This window comes from Micromonospora sp. WMMD708 (genome assembly GCF_049315245.1).
GTDB classification, from domain to species: Bacteria; Actinomycetota; Actinomycetes; order Mycobacteriales; family Micromonosporaceae; genus Micromonospora; species Micromonospora wenchangensis.
The window spans coordinates 4,656,731-4,672,233 of record NZ_CP186060.1 but is presented as its reverse complement, the minus strand read 5'-3'; the positions used below and the strand labels follow the sequence as shown (position 1 = coordinate 4,672,233).

The following is a 15,503-nucleotide window of genomic DNA, read 5'->3' as shown; positions in this document are numbered from 1 at the left end:
GCTACCGCGGTCGGCCACGGCACGGTTCACCTGCTGTGGCGGGGGCACCCTGGGTCTACCCCCCGGTCCTGAGCAGGTAACACCGACCTCCGGCCGAAAATCCGTCGCCCGCCGGGTCCGCACCCCGGTGCCCCGACCGTGGTACGCCCCCCGGCCGGCCCCGGGCGGTGGTGTCCGGGGCCGGCCGGGGGTGTTTGGTGGTCCGGCCCCCGGGCACGCAGTGGGTTCCGCCGAGACCCTGTGAGGTGAGGAACGTGCGCGAGAACAGGATGCGGGAGTCCACCCGCCAGGCCGAGGAACGGCTCACCGCCGGGGCGTACGGTCCCGGTGCCCTCGACGAGGTGACCGTGCCACGGATCGACGTGACCCGGGCACTCCAGGAGGACGACCCGGACGACGTGGCCGACGTGCCGGTCGACCCGGAGGTGCTGCGCGACGGCGGCCCCACCCGGGGGCAGGGCGCGGTCACCACCACCGGTGGCACGGCCGGGCCGGCCAGCGTCCGGCGGGTGGCCCGGCAACCCGAACGGCACCCGGGCACGGTGGCCCCGACCACCACCGGCGACGCCACCACCGGTGGGCTGAGCACCCCGACCGGCGGCCCGGTCAGCGACCAGTCCGCCAGCGCCGTCGAGGTCGGTGACTTCTCCGACGACTGACGTCGGCCGCCGTCGACGCCCCGGCGGCCGGGTCGGAGGGGCCCGTCCCCCGACCCGGCCGCATTGTCAGGCGGCGGGGCGCAGCACGCCCAGGCGTCGGGTGGCGCGGGTCAACGCGACGTAGAGGTCGCTGCGGCCCCGGGGCGACTCGGCGACGATCCCGTCCGGGTCGACCACCAGCACCGAGTCGAACTCCAGCCCCTTGGCCTGGCCGACGGTGAGCAGCACCACCCGGCTCTCCAACTCGGGCTGCTCGCCGACGGCCACCTCGGGCATCTCTGCCAGCACGACGCCCGCCAACTCGTCGGCCCGCCCGGCCGGCACGATCACCCCGAGCCGGCCGCCGCCATCGCCGGGGTGGCCGTCCACGTCGTCACCGGCCAGGTCGGCGGCCTCCGCGCGGGCCGCCGCGACCAGTTCCGCGCCGAGCCGGTCCGCGCTGACCGTCCGGTCCCACGGTGGCACGCCGCTGTGGCGTACCGAGCGGGGCGGGCGCAGCTCCGGGTCGATGCCGGCGAGCACCTCGGCGGCCACCGCCATGATCTCGGCCGGGGTGCGGTAGCTGACGGTCAGCTCCTCCAGCCGCCAGCGCCGCGCCATGTACGGCTCCAACGCCTCGGCCCAGGACGGGGTGCCGGCCAGCGCCCCGGTCTGCGCCACGTCCCCGACGATCGTCATCGACCGGCTCGGGCAGCGGCGCATCAGCAGCCGCCAGGCCATCGGGGTCAACTCCTGCGCCTCGTCCACGATCACGTGCCCGAACGCCCACCGCCGGTCGGCGGCGGCCCGCTGCGCGGTGGTCAGCCGGTCGGTCTCCTCCTGCCGTTCCAGCAGCCGGTCGGCGTCGATCAGGTCGGTGACGCCGAGGATCTCCCCGCCTTCGGCCTCGTCCTCCACGTCGATCGAGCGGGAGCCCCGGGCGATCTCCAGCACGCCCTCGGCGTACTCGCGTTGGAAGGACCTGATGCGTTCCCGGCGGGCGGCGGCGGCCCGCTCGTCCTCGCCGAGCAGCTCCGCGGCCTCGTCGAGCAGCGGCACGTCGGCCGGCGTCCAGCCACCGCCGGGTGCCCGGCGCAGCAGGGCGCGTTCGTCGTCGGTGAGCATCGGCGCGGCGGCGGCGATCCGCTCGGGCGCGGCGTACAGGTCGGCGAGCAGCCGTTGCGGGGTGAGCACCGGCCACAGCTCGTCCAGGACGGCGGTGATCTCCGGTTCCTCGCGCAGCTCCCGACGGATCTCGGCCCGGTCCGCCTCCTCCAGCAGGTTCTCCCCGCCGAGCGGGTCCGCTCCGATCCGTTCGGCGACCTGGTCGGCGAGGGCGTGCACGATCTCGATGTCGAACAGGGCGCGGGCCAGGTTGTGCGGACGCCCGGTACGCCGGACCCGGTCGCGGGCCTCGCGTACCGTCTCCGGGTCCAGCCGCAGCACCTCCCGCTGGGGCAGTTCGATCTCGATCGGCTCGTCCGGCACCCACTGCCGGTCCCGGACGGCGGCGGCGAGCACCTCGGCCAGCACCGCCCGGCCCTTGAGGGCGGCGGTCCGGGCCGGTTCGGCACGCCGGGCGCTGACCCCGGGGAACAGGTCGCCGGGGGTGCTGAGCAGCACACCCGTCTCGGCCAGCGTCGGCAGCACCTGCGAGATGTAGCGCAGGAACGTCGCGTTCGGCCCGACCAGCAGCACGCCCCGGGTGGAGAGCTGCTGCCGGTGGGTGTAGAGCAGGTACGCGGCGCGGTGCAGCGCGACCGCCGTCTTGCCGGTGCCGGGGCCGCCCTGTACGACCAGCACCCCGGGCAGGTCGGCCCGGATGATCCGGTCCTGTTCGGCCTGGATGGTCTCCACGATGTCCCGCATCCGGCCGGTCCGGCCGGCGCTGAGCGCGGCGAGCAGCGACGCCTCACCGGTCAGGTCCTCGTGACCGGTGGGGGAGGCGGTCTCGATGTCCAGCACCTCGTCGTTGAGGCCGGTCACCTTCCGCTCCCGGGTGCGCAGGTGCCGCCGCATCCGGATGCCCTGCGGGTTGGCGGCGGTGGCGAGATAGAACGGCCGGGCGGCGGGGGCACGCCAGTCCATCAGCAGCGGGTCGTAGTCGCCGTCGGTGTCGAAGATGCCGATCCGGCCGATGTAGTGCCGGCTGCCGTCGGCCCCGTCGAGCCGGCCGAAGGCCAGCCCCTGCTCGACCGCCGAGAACTGCTCGACCTGGTCGGCGTACATCTGGACGGCGCTGTCGCGTTGGGAGCGGTCCTGCTGGGTGCCGCCGCCACCGGCGCGCAGCTCGTCGGTGAGCCGCCGGGCGGCCTGCTCACGCATGGCGTCCAGCCGGCCGTAGAGCATCGAGACGTACTCCTGCTCGCGGCCGATCTCGTCGTCGTGTTGTCGCAGCTCGTCCGGGTGCGTTGACAAGCCGTCTCCTCGTCGCTTATAATCACGCATGGAATGGCTCTCATGCCATTCCTTTTTGCATTTCGGGAACTGTTCAAGATACCGCCTGCGGCGGCCCCCCACCAAGCTTGCCGGACACGGCGACGGGGGCCCGCGCCGGCTCGCGCCGGCCCGGACCCCCGGGGGTCGTGACGTGCGGGATCAGCCCCGCGCGGCCTCGTACAGCCGCTCCGGCGTCACCAGACCGGCGAGCACCCGCCCGTCGTCGGTGAGCAGCACGCTGAACAGCTTCCCGGCGAACAACCGGCCGCTGCCCCATTCCCCGCTGACCTTCGGCAACCCGTTGAGCAGGTCGAGGGCCTGCGCCGCGCCCGGACCGTCGGCCGGGCCCGGCTTCGCCGCGTCACCGGCCGGCGTCCGCGCCACGTCCGCCGCGTCGGTCCGCGCCACCAGCACGGTGGTCCAGCCCTTCCCCACGGTACGCAGGCCCGCGTCGTCGGCCCCCGGACGCTGCGCGTCCGGCTTGCCGTCCTTCAGCTGCGCGCCGGCCTTCGACCCCGGCCGTCCGGTGGTCTCCTCGGTCACCTTCACCCCGGGCGGCGGGTTGAAGGTGAACTGGTCGGCGTCGGGACGACGGTAGTCGACCTGGGTGAACGCCACCTCGAACGCCGGCCGGTCGGCCCCGTCGGCGAGCACCTCGAACCGCAGCGGCACGTGCTCCGTGGCGTCGATGGCGATCCGCACCTGGTGCACCAGGGACGCCTCGTCACGCGGGGTGAGCACCAGCTCGTACGCGTCCCGACCGGCGACCGTGGCCGACCGGCCGGTGGTCACCAGCGTGCTCGGGTCGACGGCGGCCAACGCCTGCTCGGCGGCGTCCTTCGGGGTGACCGGCAACGCGCCCTCCGCCGCCCGCCCGGTCGACTCCGGCAGCGTCCGGTGCGTCGCCGTGTTGGCCTTGCTGTCCCAGGTCCACACGTCCCGGCCGGAACGGATGACGTCCCGCTCGCCCAGGGTGTCGAGCAACGCGACCCGCTGCCGGTCCGGCCCCGAGTACCAGACCCGCAGGGTGTGCGTGCCGGTGAGCAGTGCGGCGTCCCCGCCGGCCAGCCCGGCCAGCGGCGGCAGCCCGAGGTCGGCCCGCTGCACCACCGTGCCGGACAACCCGTCCAGCCGGGCGGTCTGCAGGTCGACGAGGAGCTGGGCGGCGCTGCGCGGCGGCAGGGCCGGCTCGGCGTTCGCGGCGAACGTGCCGATCGCGGCACCCCCGCCGACGACGGTGACCGCGGCGGCCAGCGGTACCAGCCACCGCAGGGTGGAACGGTTCTTCAGTACGGACATGAGCGCACCTCCTGCGACCATCCTGCCGGTTCGCTGCTGTGAGCCCGCTGAGGACGGCGTGCCGGTCCGTCGCGTCGAGGTGGCACGCTGGGACGATGCGGGTGCTGGTGGTGGAGGACGAGGCCCGGCTGGCGGCGGCGTTGCAACGTGGCCTCACAGCCGAGGGGTTCGTGGTGGACACGGCCGGCACCGGCCCGGCCGGGCTGGACGCCGCCCGGCACGGCGGCTACGACGCGATGATCCTCGACGTGATGCTCCCCGGCCTGTCCGGCTACGAGGTGGTCCGCCGGCTGCGCGCCGACGAGCACTGGCTGCCGGTGCTGATGCTCTCCGCCAAGGACGGCGAGTACGACCAGGCCGACGGGCTGGACTGCGGGGCCGACGACTACCTGACCAAACCCTTCTCGTACGTGGTGCTGGTGGCCCGGCTGCGGGCGCTGCTGCGCCGGGGCGCACCGGAACGGCCGACCGTGCTCGCCGTCGGGGACCTGCGGCTGGACCCGGCCCGCCGCCGGGTCACGAAGGCCGACGCCGAGGTGGTGCTCACCGCCCGGGAGTTCGCGCTCCTGGAGTACCTGATCCGCCGCCCCGGCGAGGTGATCTCCAAGACCGAACTGCTCGACCACGTCTGGGACGCCAGCCTGCGGACCGCCCCGAACGCCGTCGAGGTGTACGTCGGCTACCTGCGCCGCAAGATCGGCCGGGACCTGTTGGAGACCGTCCGGGGCGCCGGCTACCGGCTGATCCCGTGAGCCGGCTGCGCTGGTCGGCGCTCGGCCTGCGCGCCCGGCTGATGGTGCTCGGCGTGGCCGGCCTCTCGGTCGGGCTGGCCCTGGGCGGGGTGGTGCTGCTGGTGGCGCTCGGCTGGACGCTGCAACGCACCGTCGACGAGGAGGCGTTCCGCACCGCCGACGCGGTCGCCCGGCTGGCCGGCGAGAACGCCCTGCCCGATCCGCTGCCGGTGGCCGGCGGGCAGCTACGGGTCCAGGTGGTCGACACCGCCGGGCGGATCCGGGCCGCCTCCATCGACGCCGACCGGCTGGTGCCGATGGTCCGCCCCGACCAGCTCACCGGCACCGGCCGGCAGCGCACCGTCGTACCCGGCCAACGGCTCGGCTGGGAGGGGCCGGTACGCGTGGTGGCGGTACCCGCCCGGTCGGCGGGGGAGCCGGTGACCGTGCTGGTGGGCCGCTCCACGGTGGACGTCCGGCACGCCACCCAGGCCGCCCGTACGGTGCTGCTGGTCGCTTTCCCGCTGCTGGTGGGGCTGCTCGCGGTGGTCGCCTGGCGGGTGGTCGGGGCCACCCTGCGCCCGGTCGAGGCGCTGCGCAGCGGGGCCGCCGAGATCACCGGGCGGGACGCGGCCGGCCGGCTGCCCGTACCCGCCTCCCAGGACGAGATCCACCGGCTGGCGGTCACCCTCAACGACATGCTGGACCGGTTGGCGGCGGCCCGCGCCCGGCAACGGTCGTTCCTCGCCGACGCGGCACACGAACTGCGCAGCCCGTTGACGAACATGCGTACCGAACTGGAGGTGGCCCAGCGCCTCGGTGACCGCACCGACTGGCCGGCGGTCGCCGCCGACCTGCTCACCGACACCGAACGGCTGGGCCGGCTCGTCGACGACCTGCTCCTGCTCGCCCGCCTCGACGAGCAACCGGCACAGCAGGTCGACCACCTCCGGGCGGCGGAGCCGGTGGAACTGGGTGCCCTGCTCACCGAGGTCGCCGCCCGCTGGCCCGGCCCTACCGCCGGGACGGGTCCGGCGGTGACCGTCGTCGCGGCGGCGGGTGCGGTGTGGACCGTCGGTGTGCCCGACGAACTGCGTCGGGTACTGGGGAACCTGGTCGACAACGCCGTCCGCCACGCCCGTACCCGGGTGGTGCTGGCGGTCGAACCGGCGGCCGGCGGGACGTACCACCTGGTGACGGTGACCGACGACGGACCGGGAATCCCGGTCGCGGACCGGGAGCGGGTGTTCCGCCGGTTCGCCCGGCTGGACGAGGGGCGGGCCCGGGACGCGGGCGGTGCCGGACTCGGCCTGGCCATCGTGCGCGAACTGGTACGCCGGGGCGGTGGCACCATCACCCTCGACGACGCCCACCCGGGCCTGACCGTCCGACTCCACCTACCGGTCCTACCCGACCCCGACTGACTCCCCCCCCCCTCGCCGCCCCCACCCCCTCGCCCCACCTGCCCCGCCCGACCTGCCCCGCCCCCGCCTGCCCCCCCGCCTGCCTGCCCCGCGCCTGCCTACGGTGATCAAGAGGTTTGTGTCACTCCCACCGACCCAGGCTGACGCGAACCTCTTGATCACCCCACCGGGCGGGGCGATTGCGGCGGTGATCAAGAGGTTTGCGTCAGGAGTTTCGCTGGGGGTGACGCGAACCTCTTGATCAACACGGGCGAGCGGCGCGGGGCGGCAGGGAGGTGGTCAGCGGCGGGTGGTGCAGACGCGTTTGGCTCGGGCCACCACGTCGGTGGACCAGACGACGGCGACGGTGAAGCAGTAGTTGGTGGTGCGGTCCAGGCCGTGTACGACGAAGCTGTCGGTGCCGGGCGGGAGGGTCTGGAAGGGGCGCGGGTCCTGCCCGGCCTGGGCGGCGGAGAGCACCACCGGGCCCTCGCTGCCGGCCGGGTACGTCCAGGTCAGGGTGATGCCGTCGGGACGGTCGCGCAGCGTCACCCGCCCCGGTGGGGTGCCCGGCGAGGCGGGCGGGCCGGCGTTCGGCGTGGCGGCGGTCGGGGCGGTTTCGCTCGGAGCGGCGGGCGGCGGTGCGTCGGAGCCGCCCACCTGGGACACCCCGGCGATCACCGCGACCGCACCCAGCAGCACCACGGCCACCCCGGCGGCAACCAACGGTACGGCGCCCGGGCGGCGCCGGGGCGGGGCGTGCCGGCGCGGCACCAGCACGGGCAGCAACCGTGACGGGTCCATCGGAGGCTCGGCGGGAGTGATCCGGCGTACCCCGGCCGCCTCCTCGTCCCGGCGGCTCTGCGACAGCGGCGGGGCGTAGGGGGCGTCCCGCCACCCGCCGGTCGTGGAACCGGGCGACTCGGGCGGCCAGCGACCGTCGTCCTCGATCCGGCCCGGGCCTGCCGGATACCCCGGCCCGCCGGAGTGACCGGGCCCGCCGGGCTGGCCGTCCCAGGGGCCGTAGCCGCTGTCGGTGGGATAGCCGCTGTCGGCGGAATACCCGCCACCTGCCGTGGCGCCGGCCGCGCCGAACCGGCCGGGTGCGCCGAACCGGTCAGGGGGATCGAACCGGTCGGGGGCACCGTAGGGGTCGGCGGGACCGGGGTGGCCGGCGTCCGGTGGGTAGCCGGTGTCGTCGGCGGGCATCCGCTGGCCGGGCACCGTCGGCGGGTACGGATCGTCGGGTGGTACCGGTCCGGCCGACCAGGCGGGCAGGTCGGGCGGCCCCTCGGCGGGCGGTGGGGTGCGGGCGGCCGGCACGACCGGCGTACCGCGCCCGGGGGCGGGCTCGTCGTCGCAGACGTGGTCGGGGTCGGCGGCGGCCCGGGCCAGGGCGGCCACCTGACGGGCGAGCGGGTCGTCGGCGGCCAGGTGCTCACGGGCCAGCTCGCGGGCGAGGGCGAGGTTGTCGTGCGCCTCGTCGAACCGGCCGCAGTCGCGTTGCATGGCACCCAGCCGGGCGAGCATCTTGATGCCACTGGCGTGGCCGTCGCCGTACACCTCGCGGTGCAGTTCCCAGGCGTCCTGGAGGCGTTCGCGGGCCTCGGAGCACTGGCCCCGGGCGTACTCCACGGTGGCCAGGTCGGCGTGTGCGGCGAGCACCCGCAGCGACTCGGGACCGTCATGGGCGGTCAGCTCCAGGATCACCTCGGAGTAGAGCCTGGCGGCGCGGGCGTCGCTGCCGACCCGGTGCAGCACCGCCGCCAGGGTGGCCGCCGCAGAGATCGTCCGCTGGTCGGAGATGCCGTACAAGCGGCTCGACGCCGCGTACGCGAAGGCGGCCCAGCCGCGGGCGGAGTGCGGTTCGCCGAGGGTGACCAGCAGTCGGGCCTGGAGCCCGGCGGCCTCGGCCAGCTCGGGGGAGGCGTGGTCGGGGCGGGGGTCCGCGTCGGTCAGCGCGCCGGCCAGCAGTCGCTGGGCACCGGCCAGGTCGCCGGCGGACACCAGGTGCTGCGCCTGGAGGGTCAGTTCACCGAAGCCGGAAGACACGCCCCATCGTGCTTGGCCGGCAACGGTTAGTACAACCCTTGCCGGTCGGCAACTTGGTCAAGAACCGGTCAGGTGGGCGACCAGCGTCTCGCTGATCCGGCGCAACTGGTCGACCTGGGCGGGGCTGAGCGCGTCGAACAGGTGCCGGCGTACCCCCTCGACGTGGCCGGGCGCGGCGGCGGCGAGGGCCGCGAAACCGGCGTCGGTGAGCACGGCGACCTGCCCGCGCCGGTCGGTGGGGCAGTCCTCGCGGCGCACCCAGCCGGCGGTCTCCAGCCGGGCCACGGCGTGCGAGAGCCGGCTGCGCGAGGAACCGGTGAGGTCGGCCAACTCGCTCATCCGCAGCCGCCGGTCGGGCACCTCGGAGAGTCGGACCAGGATCTCGTAGTAGGCGTGCGGCATCCCGGCGTCGTGTTGCAGCTCGCGGTCGAGGGTGTCGGTCAGTGCCCGGGTGGCGGTCAGGAAGGCACGCCAGGTCTGCTGCTCGTCAGGGTCCAGCCAGCGGGTCATGACGACCATCATAGCCGAAATAGTTGAACGCTCAACAAAATCGCGCTAGCGTGGTGGGCATGGGAATCCATCGCCTCAACCACGCCGTGCTCTACGTCTCCGACCTGCGTCGCAGCATCGATTTCTACCGCGACGTGCTGGGCTTCCGCCCGGTGCCGATGACCCCGGACGGGTTCCGGGGCGCGGCCTTCCTCCAGGCCCCCGACTCGACCAACGACCACGACCTCGGCCTGTTCGAGATCGGCACGACCGCCGGCCGCTCCCAGGCCGGCCGGGCCACCGTCGGCCTCTACCACCTCGCCTGGGAGTTGGACACCCTCGACGAGCTGGCCGCCACCGCGCAGCGGTTGGCCGCCGCCGACGCCCTGGTCGGCACCTCCGACCACGGCACCACCAAGAGCCTCTACGGCCGTGACCCCGACGGGCTGGAGTTCGAGATCGTCTGGATCGTCCCGGCCGACCAGCTCGACGAGGACGCCCTCGCCGCCCGCAAGCGGATCGGCCGGCTCGACCTCGACCGCGAGCGGGCCCGCTACGGCGGGCAGACCCGGGGCGGGGTGGGGATCTCCGTCCCGGTCTGAACGGCCGTACGGTAGAACGACAGGATGTCGATCGACGCCGTCCTGGACGGACTGCTCGTCCGTCAGCTCGACCACTGGCTGCCGGGGGCCCTGCACCGCTCCCGGCGGGCCACCCTCGCGCTGGCGTACGCCGGTGACGCCGGCACCGCCGAGGCGGCCCTGCGGGTGGTCGCCGGCTTCGCCGACCGGCTCCGGGGCCGCCGGCTCACCGTGCTGGTGCTCGCCGACGGCGGCCGCGAGCTGCCCGCCCGGCTCGGCGTCGTCGAGGCCGGGCTGCCCGGCGACGTGGCCGTGCACGTGGTGCCCGGCGATCCGGCCCGGCTACCGGTGGTGCTCAAGGCGGCCGGAGCGGCCGGCGCACCACTGTTCACCCTGGTCGACGGCGCGGCACCGACGCCGAAGCTGCTGGCCGCCACGACCACCGGCCGCCCGGCCGAGGTGTTGCTCACCGGCGCCGGCACCGGCCTGCGGCCGGCCCTGACCGCCGCCGGGTTTCCCCTGGTCGCCGAGGTCGAGCTGGTCCCCGCCGACGGGACGCCGGCCCCCCTGGTCGCCTTCGGCACCGGCCTGGACAGGAGCCTGGAGGCGTTCAAGGACGCCCTCTGGGCCGCCGCCGAAGCCGACGGCGTCGCCGTCGGCTACCGGGACCACGGCGCTGGCCTGCCCGACGGGGGAGTGGAGCCGGCGACCGGCCCGCTGCGCGACGAACTGCTTGCCGAGCTGACCCGCCACGGTCCGCGTACGGTGACCGAGCTGCGCCGGCACGCGCTGACCGCGACCGCCTACCGGGCCGGGGACGCCGGGCGGGCGCTGACCGAGCTGCTGGACGCAGGCTTGGTCAGCCGGGACCCGCAGCACGGGCGGCTCGGCGGGGACGTGCTGATCAGCGCAGGCCCCGCCCCGGACGGCTGGTCAACTGCCTGACCACGATGGACGCCCCGGTGGCGATCACCCCGATGCTGAACACCATCTGCACACAGACGATCGCCTTCGCGAGCTGCCCCTGGGCGTGCACGTCGCCGTAGCCGACCGTGGTGAGGGTGGTCAGGGCGAAGTAGAGCGCGTCCAACCGGGTGTGCAGCCCGGTGAACTGCCCCGGCCCGCTGCCGGCCACCACGTAGTCGGCGACCGCGAACGCGAGCAGCCCCGCGACCAGCGCCACCACCAGCCGGCTCAACGAGCGGACCTCGTCCCCGCCGACCGGGGCGCGGGCCCCGAGCTGGCGGCCCACCTGACGGGTGACCAGGACGGTGACCACGCCGATCAGCAGCAGGGTACCCACCGCGCGCAGGGTCAGCCGCAGCCCGTTCGGGTCGGGTTCCAACGGGATCAGGAAGTAGCTGACCACCAGCAGGACGCAGGCCGCCAGGGTGTGCCGCCGCACCCGCGCCCAGTTTCCGTCGTCGCTCGCCATGCGGCGATTCTGCGCCGTCGGGGCCGCCCCGATCCGGGGAACACCGAACCCGGCCGGGGGCGGACGTCGAACGGGGTGCCGGTGGAGCACCGGCACCCCGTTCGACGTCAGGGCGTCACGCCCGGGACTTGTCCTGCTTCCAGGACAGCGGGCCCGGCAGGTCGACGCGGTGCGCCTTGGCCCGGGAGTTCCACGACCAGCGACCGATCTTGATGCTCCACGACGAGAAGCCGTTCTCGGTGAAGTTCAGGATGATCGGCCCGTACTTCTTGCGCTTACGGAACATCAGACCCATCGTGGCGCTCCCTTCGCGTTCCCTGTCGTCGTTGCCGTCTCGACCCGATAGATGCCCGCATCCACGAAAACCGAAACCTGGTCCCGGTCCAGGCTGGACGGTGTGGACCACGACGGGAGGGGGCGGCGGGACAGGCGGGTGACGCGAGGGTCAGCGCGGCTCCCACGCGTCGGGCAGGGTGGTCAGCTTGCGGACGTGCGCCGGGAGCCGTCCGCTGACCACCTCGGCGAGAGTCACCTCGTCGAGCACCTGCCGGACGGCGGCACGCACCGCCACCCAGAGCCGGGGGAGGTTCTCCGCCGAGCCCTCGTACCGGGTCTCCTCCGGACGCAGCCCGCGTACCCCGGCCAACGGGCCCTCGACGGCGCGCAGGATCGCCCCGACGGTGACCTCGCGCGGTGGCCGGGCCAGGGTGTAACCGCCCTCGGCGCCGCGCTGCGCGCGGACCACGCCGGCCCGACGCAGGTCGGCCAGGACCGCTTCGAGAAACTTGCGCGGCATGTCCTGCTCGCTGGCGATCGCCTGGGTGGAGAGCAGGGAGGGGTAGGCGGTGGCCAGGCTCAGGGCCGCTCGAACCGCATAGTCGCCGCGCGCGGAGATCTGCACCATGCCATCATGCCCGTCCTACGGGGTCAGCGGGGTCAGCGGGTCGCCGTGGTCGGACTATCCGCGCCGACGGGCGGTCCCGGGCGGCCCGGAACGCGCCCGGACTCACCCCCACCTCGCGGGTGAAGAACCGGCCGAAGTTCGTCGGCTCGGGGAAGCCGAGCTGCCGACCGATCCGGGCCACCGGCTCGTCGGTGGCGGCGAGCAGCCGACGGGCCTGGAGCGCGACCCGCTCGTCGACCACCTGTTTGGCGCTGCGCCCGGTCACCGCCAGGCAGGCCCGGGTCAGGGTACGCACCGAGCAACCCAGCCGGGCCGCATAGTCCTCCACCCGCCGGGTGTACGGGTAACCCGCCTCCACCTCCCGGCAGAACCGGCGGAACGTGGCCCGCTCGGTCCGCTGCGGGTCGGTGTCGTCGGGCGTCCCGCCGGAGTCGCGGACGCCGGGCAGCAGGGCGAGCCGGATCAGCAGCACCGCGAGCTGGTGCCGGAGCAGGGCGCGTGCGGCCGGGTCCGCACGGTGCCGGCGGTGGTCGGCTACGAGCTGGGAGACCTCGGTGGCGACGGCGTCCTCGTCCGGACCGGTGAGCTGGAGGTGCTGCGGCACGGCGGCGGGGTCGACGTCCAGGCCGCGTAGCGCGTCGGCGTGCCAGCGGAGCACGACCGCATCGAGCCGCGCGGGGCGGCGCAGCACCTGGCCGGGGACGGCCCGCAGCAGGGTGCCGGGGCGGCAGGGCAGCGCCCGGAAGTCCAGCTCGACGAGGCCGTGCCCGTCCGTTACCAGGGCGAGCAGATCGTGGTCGAGCAGGACCGGCCGGGGCGCGCCCGTGCCGGGGACGAGGTCGCCCAGCTCCAGGACGTCGATCTCGGGGCGGGGCAGGTCGGGACGGGTTGCCGGGGAGAGCTGACCGGAAGGGACCATCGTCGTCGACCGTAACCGGGGACGGCCCGGGTCGCATCCCGGCGACGGGACTCTGTCGCGCTTGCGGTGGAGGGGTGTCCTGCGGGGTTGTCCGGCTGCCGGAGCCGGGCTACGTTACCGATCGGTAAGGACCGCGACGCGCGATGGGGTGCTCATGACGGATCTGTTCTCGGTCGACGGCAAGACGGTCCTGGTCACCGGCGGATCCCGGGGGATCGGGCTGATGATCGCCCGGGGCTTCGTCCGGGCCGGGGCCACGGTCGTCATCTCGTCGCGCAAGGCCGACGTGTGCGAGGCGGTGGCCAAGGAGTTGTCGGCCGAGGGGCGGTGCGAGGCGATCCCCGCCGACCTCGGCGACGACGCGGGCGCCGACGCTCTCGCCGCCGCCGTCCGCGAGCGGTACGACCGGCTCGACGTGCTGGTCAACAACGCGGGGGCGACCTGGGGCGCGCCGCTGGAGTCGTACCCGGGCAGCGCGTTCGACAAGCTCTGGGCGGTCAACGTGAAGGCGGTCTTCCGGCTCACCACCGCCCTGCTGCCGGCCCTGCGGGCGGCGGCCGGCGACGACGACCCGGCCCGCGTGATCAACATCGGCTCGGTCGACGGGCTCCGGGTGCCGGCGATGGAGGTGTACGCGTACTCGGCCACCAAGGCCGCCGTGCACATGCTCACCCGCAGCCTCGCCCACCAGCTCGCCGCCGAGCGGATCACGGTCAACGCGATCGCCCCCGGCCCGTTCGAGAGCAAGATGATGGCCTTCGCCCTGGACGACCCCGCGACCCGGGCGGCGATCACGCAGCAGGTGCCGCTCGGCCGGATCGGCCGCCCCGACGACATGGCCGGCGCAGCGATCTTCCTGGCGTCGCGGGCCGGGGCGTACCTGACCGGCGCGGTGATCCCGGTGGACGGGGGCATCACCACGCACGGCTGACCGGCGGACCCGACGGGCGGTGGCGTGACCGGGCGGCGTGGCGCGTACCCGAGGGTGGACGGCCGGAGCCGCGCGGACTCGGCAGATCCGCGCGGCTCCGGGCAGGCTGGTCAGCGACCGGCGAGCAGCCGGGTCACCGCCGTGTCGACGTCCAGGTGCTCGGCCTCCCGGCCGCGCGGAACGACGACGTAGGTCCGGCGCAGGAAACGCACCAGCACGCTGCGTGGGACCTCGAACAGGGCGTTGCCGTCCGGCGACGACAGGGCCAGCGCGACGAAGTCGCCCCGCGGGGTGGCCCAGGGCCAGACCCGCACGTCGCCGATGCCCGCCGGCTCGTCGAGGCCGGTGACCAGCAGTTCGCGGGCGAATGACCAGCTCACCGCCTCGCCGCCGGCCGATTCGGCATGGAACAGGACATGGACCGCATACGGGTCAGCAGGGTCGTAACGCAGGCTGGCACGCACCGGCAAGGCGGTGGCGTCAGGCGCGACGAGCCTTAGCGACGTCTCGACCTCTACGGTCGTCGGTCGGATGACACTCATGGACGTTCTCCCCCCGGCACCGCTGCGGAACGCGCGTGTCCCGCTTTTCCCATACTCAGGTGCTACTGCTGGCTACGCTCCGCCATACGCTGACTTCACCCAGTGGTGGGAAGGGGGTCCGAATCGCCGCGAGAATGTGAGAATTCTTGTAGGATTTCCGGTTCTGCCCAGTCGGGAGCCCGTCCGAAGTCGGGTGGTTCAGTCGTCGACTTACTCCGGTAACGTCCAGTGGTCTGCGCAAGTGACGGGCCGGGACGACACTGGGGGGTGAAATGGCCGCGAAACGTTCCTCAATGGATGCGGTGAGTAGGGCCGAGTCGCCGAAAGTAGGGGCCCGGGCAGCCAAAAGGCGGGGTGACAGGGTGCCGATCAAGCCACCGGACCGAGACGGTCGGGCGACCTCCGACGCCGGACGTGCCGGTCGCGTCGTCGGCACCCCCCGCAACTCCCGCGGCCGGGCCCGAGCGGTCAACGGACGCGCCCGCGGTGGCGGAGGTCGATCCGGCCGGACCGCCCTCGCCGCCCGCCCCACCGGCTGGCGGTGGCGGCTGCGCACCACCCTCGACCTCATCCGGGCCAACCCCACCGGCCGCGTCGCCCTCAAGATATTCATCGCCGTCGCCGGGGCGATCGTGGTGACCGTCGGTATCGCCCTGATCCCGCTGCCCGGTCCCGGTTGGCTGATCGTCATCGCCGGCCTCGCCATCTGGGCCGTCGAGTTCCACTGGGCCCGCCGGCTGCTCGGCTTCACCCGCCGCCACGTCCACGCCTGGACCCGGTGGGCCACCACCCGCTCCCTGGCCGTGCGGTTCCTGCTCGGCTCCGTCGGCCTGGTCTTCGTCGCCGTGGTGCTCTGGCTCTCGCTCAAGTACAGCCTCGGCATCGACCTGGTCGCCCAACTGCTGCACTACCTCGCCACGACCTGACCGGCACCCCGGGTTTTTGGCTCCGCCGCACGATCGGGTAGAGTCAACGGCGCTGAGGGCGATTAGCTCAGTGGGAGAGCGCTTCGTTCACACCGAAGAGGTCGCTGGTTCGATACCAGCATCGCCCACCCTTAGCACGGCAGGTCAGAGGCCGCTTCCCGGGTTCGGGAGGTTGCCTTTCTGCTGTCGGGCGGTGAACAGGTAGTTGGCTGCG

The 15,503-nt window shown here is 74.2% G+C and carries 16 protein-coding genes and 1 tRNA gene; 8 read left to right on the top strand and 9 right to left on the bottom strand.

Features of this window, described 5'->3' with window-relative positions; translation table 11 throughout:
* Window positions 1–269: 269 nt before the first annotated feature.
* Entirely contained in the window at window positions 270–659 is a 390-nt protein-coding gene (locus ACN260_RS20525; protein WP_422756774.1) for a hypothetical protein, read from the top strand.
* 66 nt (window positions 660–725) lie between these two features.
* Here ACN260_RS20525 and ACN260_RS20520 read toward each other — a convergent pair whose 3' ends face one another.
* Both ACN260_RS20520 and ACN260_RS20515 read right to left on the bottom strand, forming a co-directional pair.
* Complete coding sequence (locus ACN260_RS20520; protein WP_422752619.1) at window positions 726–3,086, bottom strand: HelD family protein; 2,361 nt, start codon at window positions 3,084–3,086, stop codon at window positions 726–728.
* Between the two features lie 150 nt (window positions 3,087–3,236).
* On the bottom strand, window positions 3,237–4,376 hold the full coding sequence (locus ACN260_RS20515; protein WP_422752618.1) for a LolA family protein: 1,140 nt from the start codon (window positions 4,374–4,376) through the stop codon (window positions 3,237–3,239).
* A 95-nt stretch (window positions 4,377–4,471) separates the two neighbouring features.
* On the opposite strand from ACN260_RS20515, the gene ACN260_RS20510 reads away from it, so the two are divergent.
* A complete protein-coding gene (locus tag ACN260_RS20510; RefSeq protein WP_422752617.1) occupies window positions 4,472–5,128 on the top strand; it encodes a response regulator transcription factor in 657 nt (218 codons plus the stop codon).
* 41 nt (window positions 5,129–5,169) lie between these two features.
* Window positions 5,170–6,531 carry a HAMP domain-containing sensor histidine kinase gene (locus ACN260_RS20505; protein ID WP_422756773.1) on the top strand — a complete coding sequence of 454 codons (1,362 nt, stop codon included), beginning with the start codon at window positions 5,170–5,172 and terminating at the stop codon, window positions 6,529–6,531.
* Between the two features lie 279 nt (window positions 6,532–6,810).
* Here ACN260_RS20505 and ACN260_RS20500 read toward each other — a convergent pair whose 3' ends face one another.
* Window positions 6,811–8,562, bottom strand: a complete 1,752-nt coding sequence (locus ACN260_RS20500) for a tetratricopeptide repeat protein (RefSeq protein ID WP_422752616.1) — start codon at window positions 8,560–8,562, stop codon at window positions 6,811–6,813.
* Window positions 8,563–8,619: 57 nt separating this feature from the next.
* The gene (locus ACN260_RS20495; RefSeq protein ID WP_204924177.1) at window positions 8,620–9,081 is read right to left on the bottom strand and encodes a MarR family winged helix-turn-helix transcriptional regulator; all 462 of its coding nucleotides are present in this window, start codon (window positions 9,079–9,081) and stop codon (window positions 8,620–8,622) included.
* A 50-nt stretch (window positions 9,082–9,131) separates the two neighbouring features.
* Between ACN260_RS20495 and ACN260_RS20490 the strand changes: the two genes are divergently transcribed.
* Window positions 9,132–9,653: a VOC family protein gene (locus tag ACN260_RS20490; RefSeq protein WP_422752615.1), complete on the top strand. Its 522-nt coding sequence runs from the start codon at window positions 9,132–9,134 to the stop codon at window positions 9,651–9,653.
* Between the two features lie 24 nt (window positions 9,654–9,677).
* Window positions 9,678–10,577, top strand: coding sequence for a hypothetical protein (locus tag ACN260_RS20485; RefSeq protein WP_422752614.1), 900 nt, complete (start codon window positions 9,678–9,680; stop codon window positions 10,575–10,577).
* Here the strand turns inward: ACN260_RS20485 and ACN260_RS20480 are convergent.
* The 4 genes from ACN260_RS20480 to ACN260_RS20465 all read right to left on the bottom strand — a co-directional run bounded on the left by ACN260_RS20480 (window position 10,537) and on the right by ACN260_RS20465 (window position 12,890).
* Complete coding sequence (locus ACN260_RS20480) at window positions 10,537–11,067, bottom strand: potassium channel family protein (protein ID WP_422752613.1); 531 nt, start codon at window positions 11,065–11,067, stop codon at window positions 10,537–10,539. The two genes, ACN260_RS20485 and ACN260_RS20480, sit on opposite strands and share 41 nt — an antisense overlap.
* Before the next feature lie 115 nt (window positions 11,068–11,182).
* The gene (locus ACN260_RS20475) at window positions 11,183–11,362 is read right to left on the bottom strand and encodes a DUF4236 domain-containing protein (protein ID WP_007075522.1); all 180 of its coding nucleotides are present in this window, start codon (window positions 11,360–11,362) and stop codon (window positions 11,183–11,185) included.
* Window positions 11,363–11,512: 150 nt separating this feature from the next.
* Entirely contained in the window at window positions 11,513–11,968 is a 456-nt protein-coding gene (locus tag ACN260_RS20470) for an RrF2 family transcriptional regulator (protein ID WP_422752612.1), read from the bottom strand.
* A gap of 7 nt (window positions 11,969–11,975) precedes the next feature.
* The gene (locus ACN260_RS20465) at window positions 11,976–12,890 is read right to left on the bottom strand and encodes a helix-turn-helix transcriptional regulator (protein WP_422752611.1); all 915 of its coding nucleotides are present in this window, start codon (window positions 12,888–12,890) and stop codon (window positions 11,976–11,978) included.
* Window positions 12,891–13,044: 154 nt separating this feature from the next.
* Here ACN260_RS20465 and ACN260_RS20460 point away from each other — a divergent pair, with 154 nt between their 5' ends.
* A complete protein-coding gene (locus tag ACN260_RS20460; protein ID WP_422752610.1) occupies window positions 13,045–13,821 on the top strand; it encodes a glucose 1-dehydrogenase in 777 nt (258 codons plus the stop codon).
* Window positions 13,822–13,931: 110 nt separating this feature from the next.
* Here ACN260_RS20460 and ACN260_RS20455 read toward each other — a convergent pair whose 3' ends face one another.
* A complete protein-coding gene (locus ACN260_RS20455) occupies window positions 13,932–14,363 on the bottom strand; it encodes an SsgA family sporulation/cell division regulator (RefSeq protein WP_053653619.1) in 432 nt (143 codons plus the stop codon).
* 293 nt (window positions 14,364–14,656) lie between these two features.
* On the opposite strand from ACN260_RS20455, the gene ACN260_RS20450 reads away from it, so the two are divergent.
* Together ACN260_RS20450 and ACN260_RS20445 are read left to right on the top strand one after the other, a co-directional pair.
* Window positions 14,657–15,289 carry a TIGR02611 family protein gene (locus ACN260_RS20450; RefSeq protein WP_422752609.1) on the top strand — a complete coding sequence of 211 codons (633 nt, stop codon included), beginning with the start codon at window positions 14,657–14,659 and terminating at the stop codon, window positions 15,287–15,289.
* A gap of 56 nt (window positions 15,290–15,345) precedes the next feature.
* A tRNA-Val gene (locus ACN260_RS20445) sits at window positions 15,346–15,417 on the top strand.
* Window positions 15,418–15,503 lie beyond the last annotated feature (86 nt).

Bases quoted from the DNA above. Each gene is read 5' to 3' on its own strand.
- ACN260_RS20515 (WP_422752618.1), bottom strand. From the start codon at position 4,376: ATGTCCGTACTGAAGAACCGTTCCACCCTGCGGTGGCTGGTACCGCTG.
- ACN260_RS20505 (WP_422756773.1), top strand. From the start codon at position 5,170: ATGGTGCTCGGCGTGGCCGGCCTCTCGGTCGGGCTGGCCCTGGGCGGG.
- ACN260_RS20485 (WP_422752614.1), top strand. From the start codon at position 9,678: ATGTCGATCGACGCCGTCCTGGACGGACTGCTCGTCCGTCAGCTCGAC.
- ACN260_RS20490 (WP_422752615.1), top strand. From the start codon at position 9,132: ATGGGAATCCATCGCCTCAACCACGCCGTGCTCTACGTCTCCGACCTG.
- ACN260_RS20480 (WP_422752613.1), bottom strand. From the start codon at position 11,067: ATGGCGAGCGACGACGGAAACTGGGCGCGGGTGCGGCGGCACACCCTG.
- ACN260_RS20510 (WP_422752617.1), top strand. From the start codon at position 4,472: ATGCGGGTGCTGGTGGTGGAGGACGAGGCCCGGCTGGCGGCGGCGTTG.
- ACN260_RS20475 (WP_007075522.1), bottom strand. From the start codon at position 11,362: ATGGGTCTGATGTTCCGTAAGCGCAAGAAGTACGGGCCGATCATCCTG.
- ACN260_RS20460 (WP_422752610.1), top strand. From the start codon at position 13,045: ATGACGGATCTGTTCTCGGTCGACGGCAAGACGGTCCTGGTCACCGGC.
- ACN260_RS20525 (WP_422756774.1), top strand. From the start codon at position 270: ATGCGGGAGTCCACCCGCCAGGCCGAGGAACGGCTCACCGCCGGGGCG.
- ACN260_RS20465 (WP_422752611.1), bottom strand. From the start codon at position 12,890: ATGGTCCCTTCCGGTCAGCTCTCCCCGGCAACCCGTCCCGACCTGCCC.
- ACN260_RS20520 (WP_422752619.1), bottom strand. From the start codon at position 3,086: ATGCGTGATTATAAGCGACGAGGAGACGGCTTGTCAACGCACCCGGAC.
- ACN260_RS20450 (WP_422752609.1), top strand. From the start codon at position 14,657: ATGGATGCGGTGAGTAGGGCCGAGTCGCCGAAAGTAGGGGCCCGGGCA.
- ACN260_RS20495 (WP_204924177.1), bottom strand. From the start codon at position 9,081: ATGGTCGTCATGACCCGCTGGCTGGACCCTGACGAGCAGCAGACCTGG.
- ACN260_RS20455 (WP_053653619.1), bottom strand. From the start codon at position 14,363: ATGAGTGTCATCCGACCGACGACCGTAGAGGTCGAGACGTCGCTAAGG.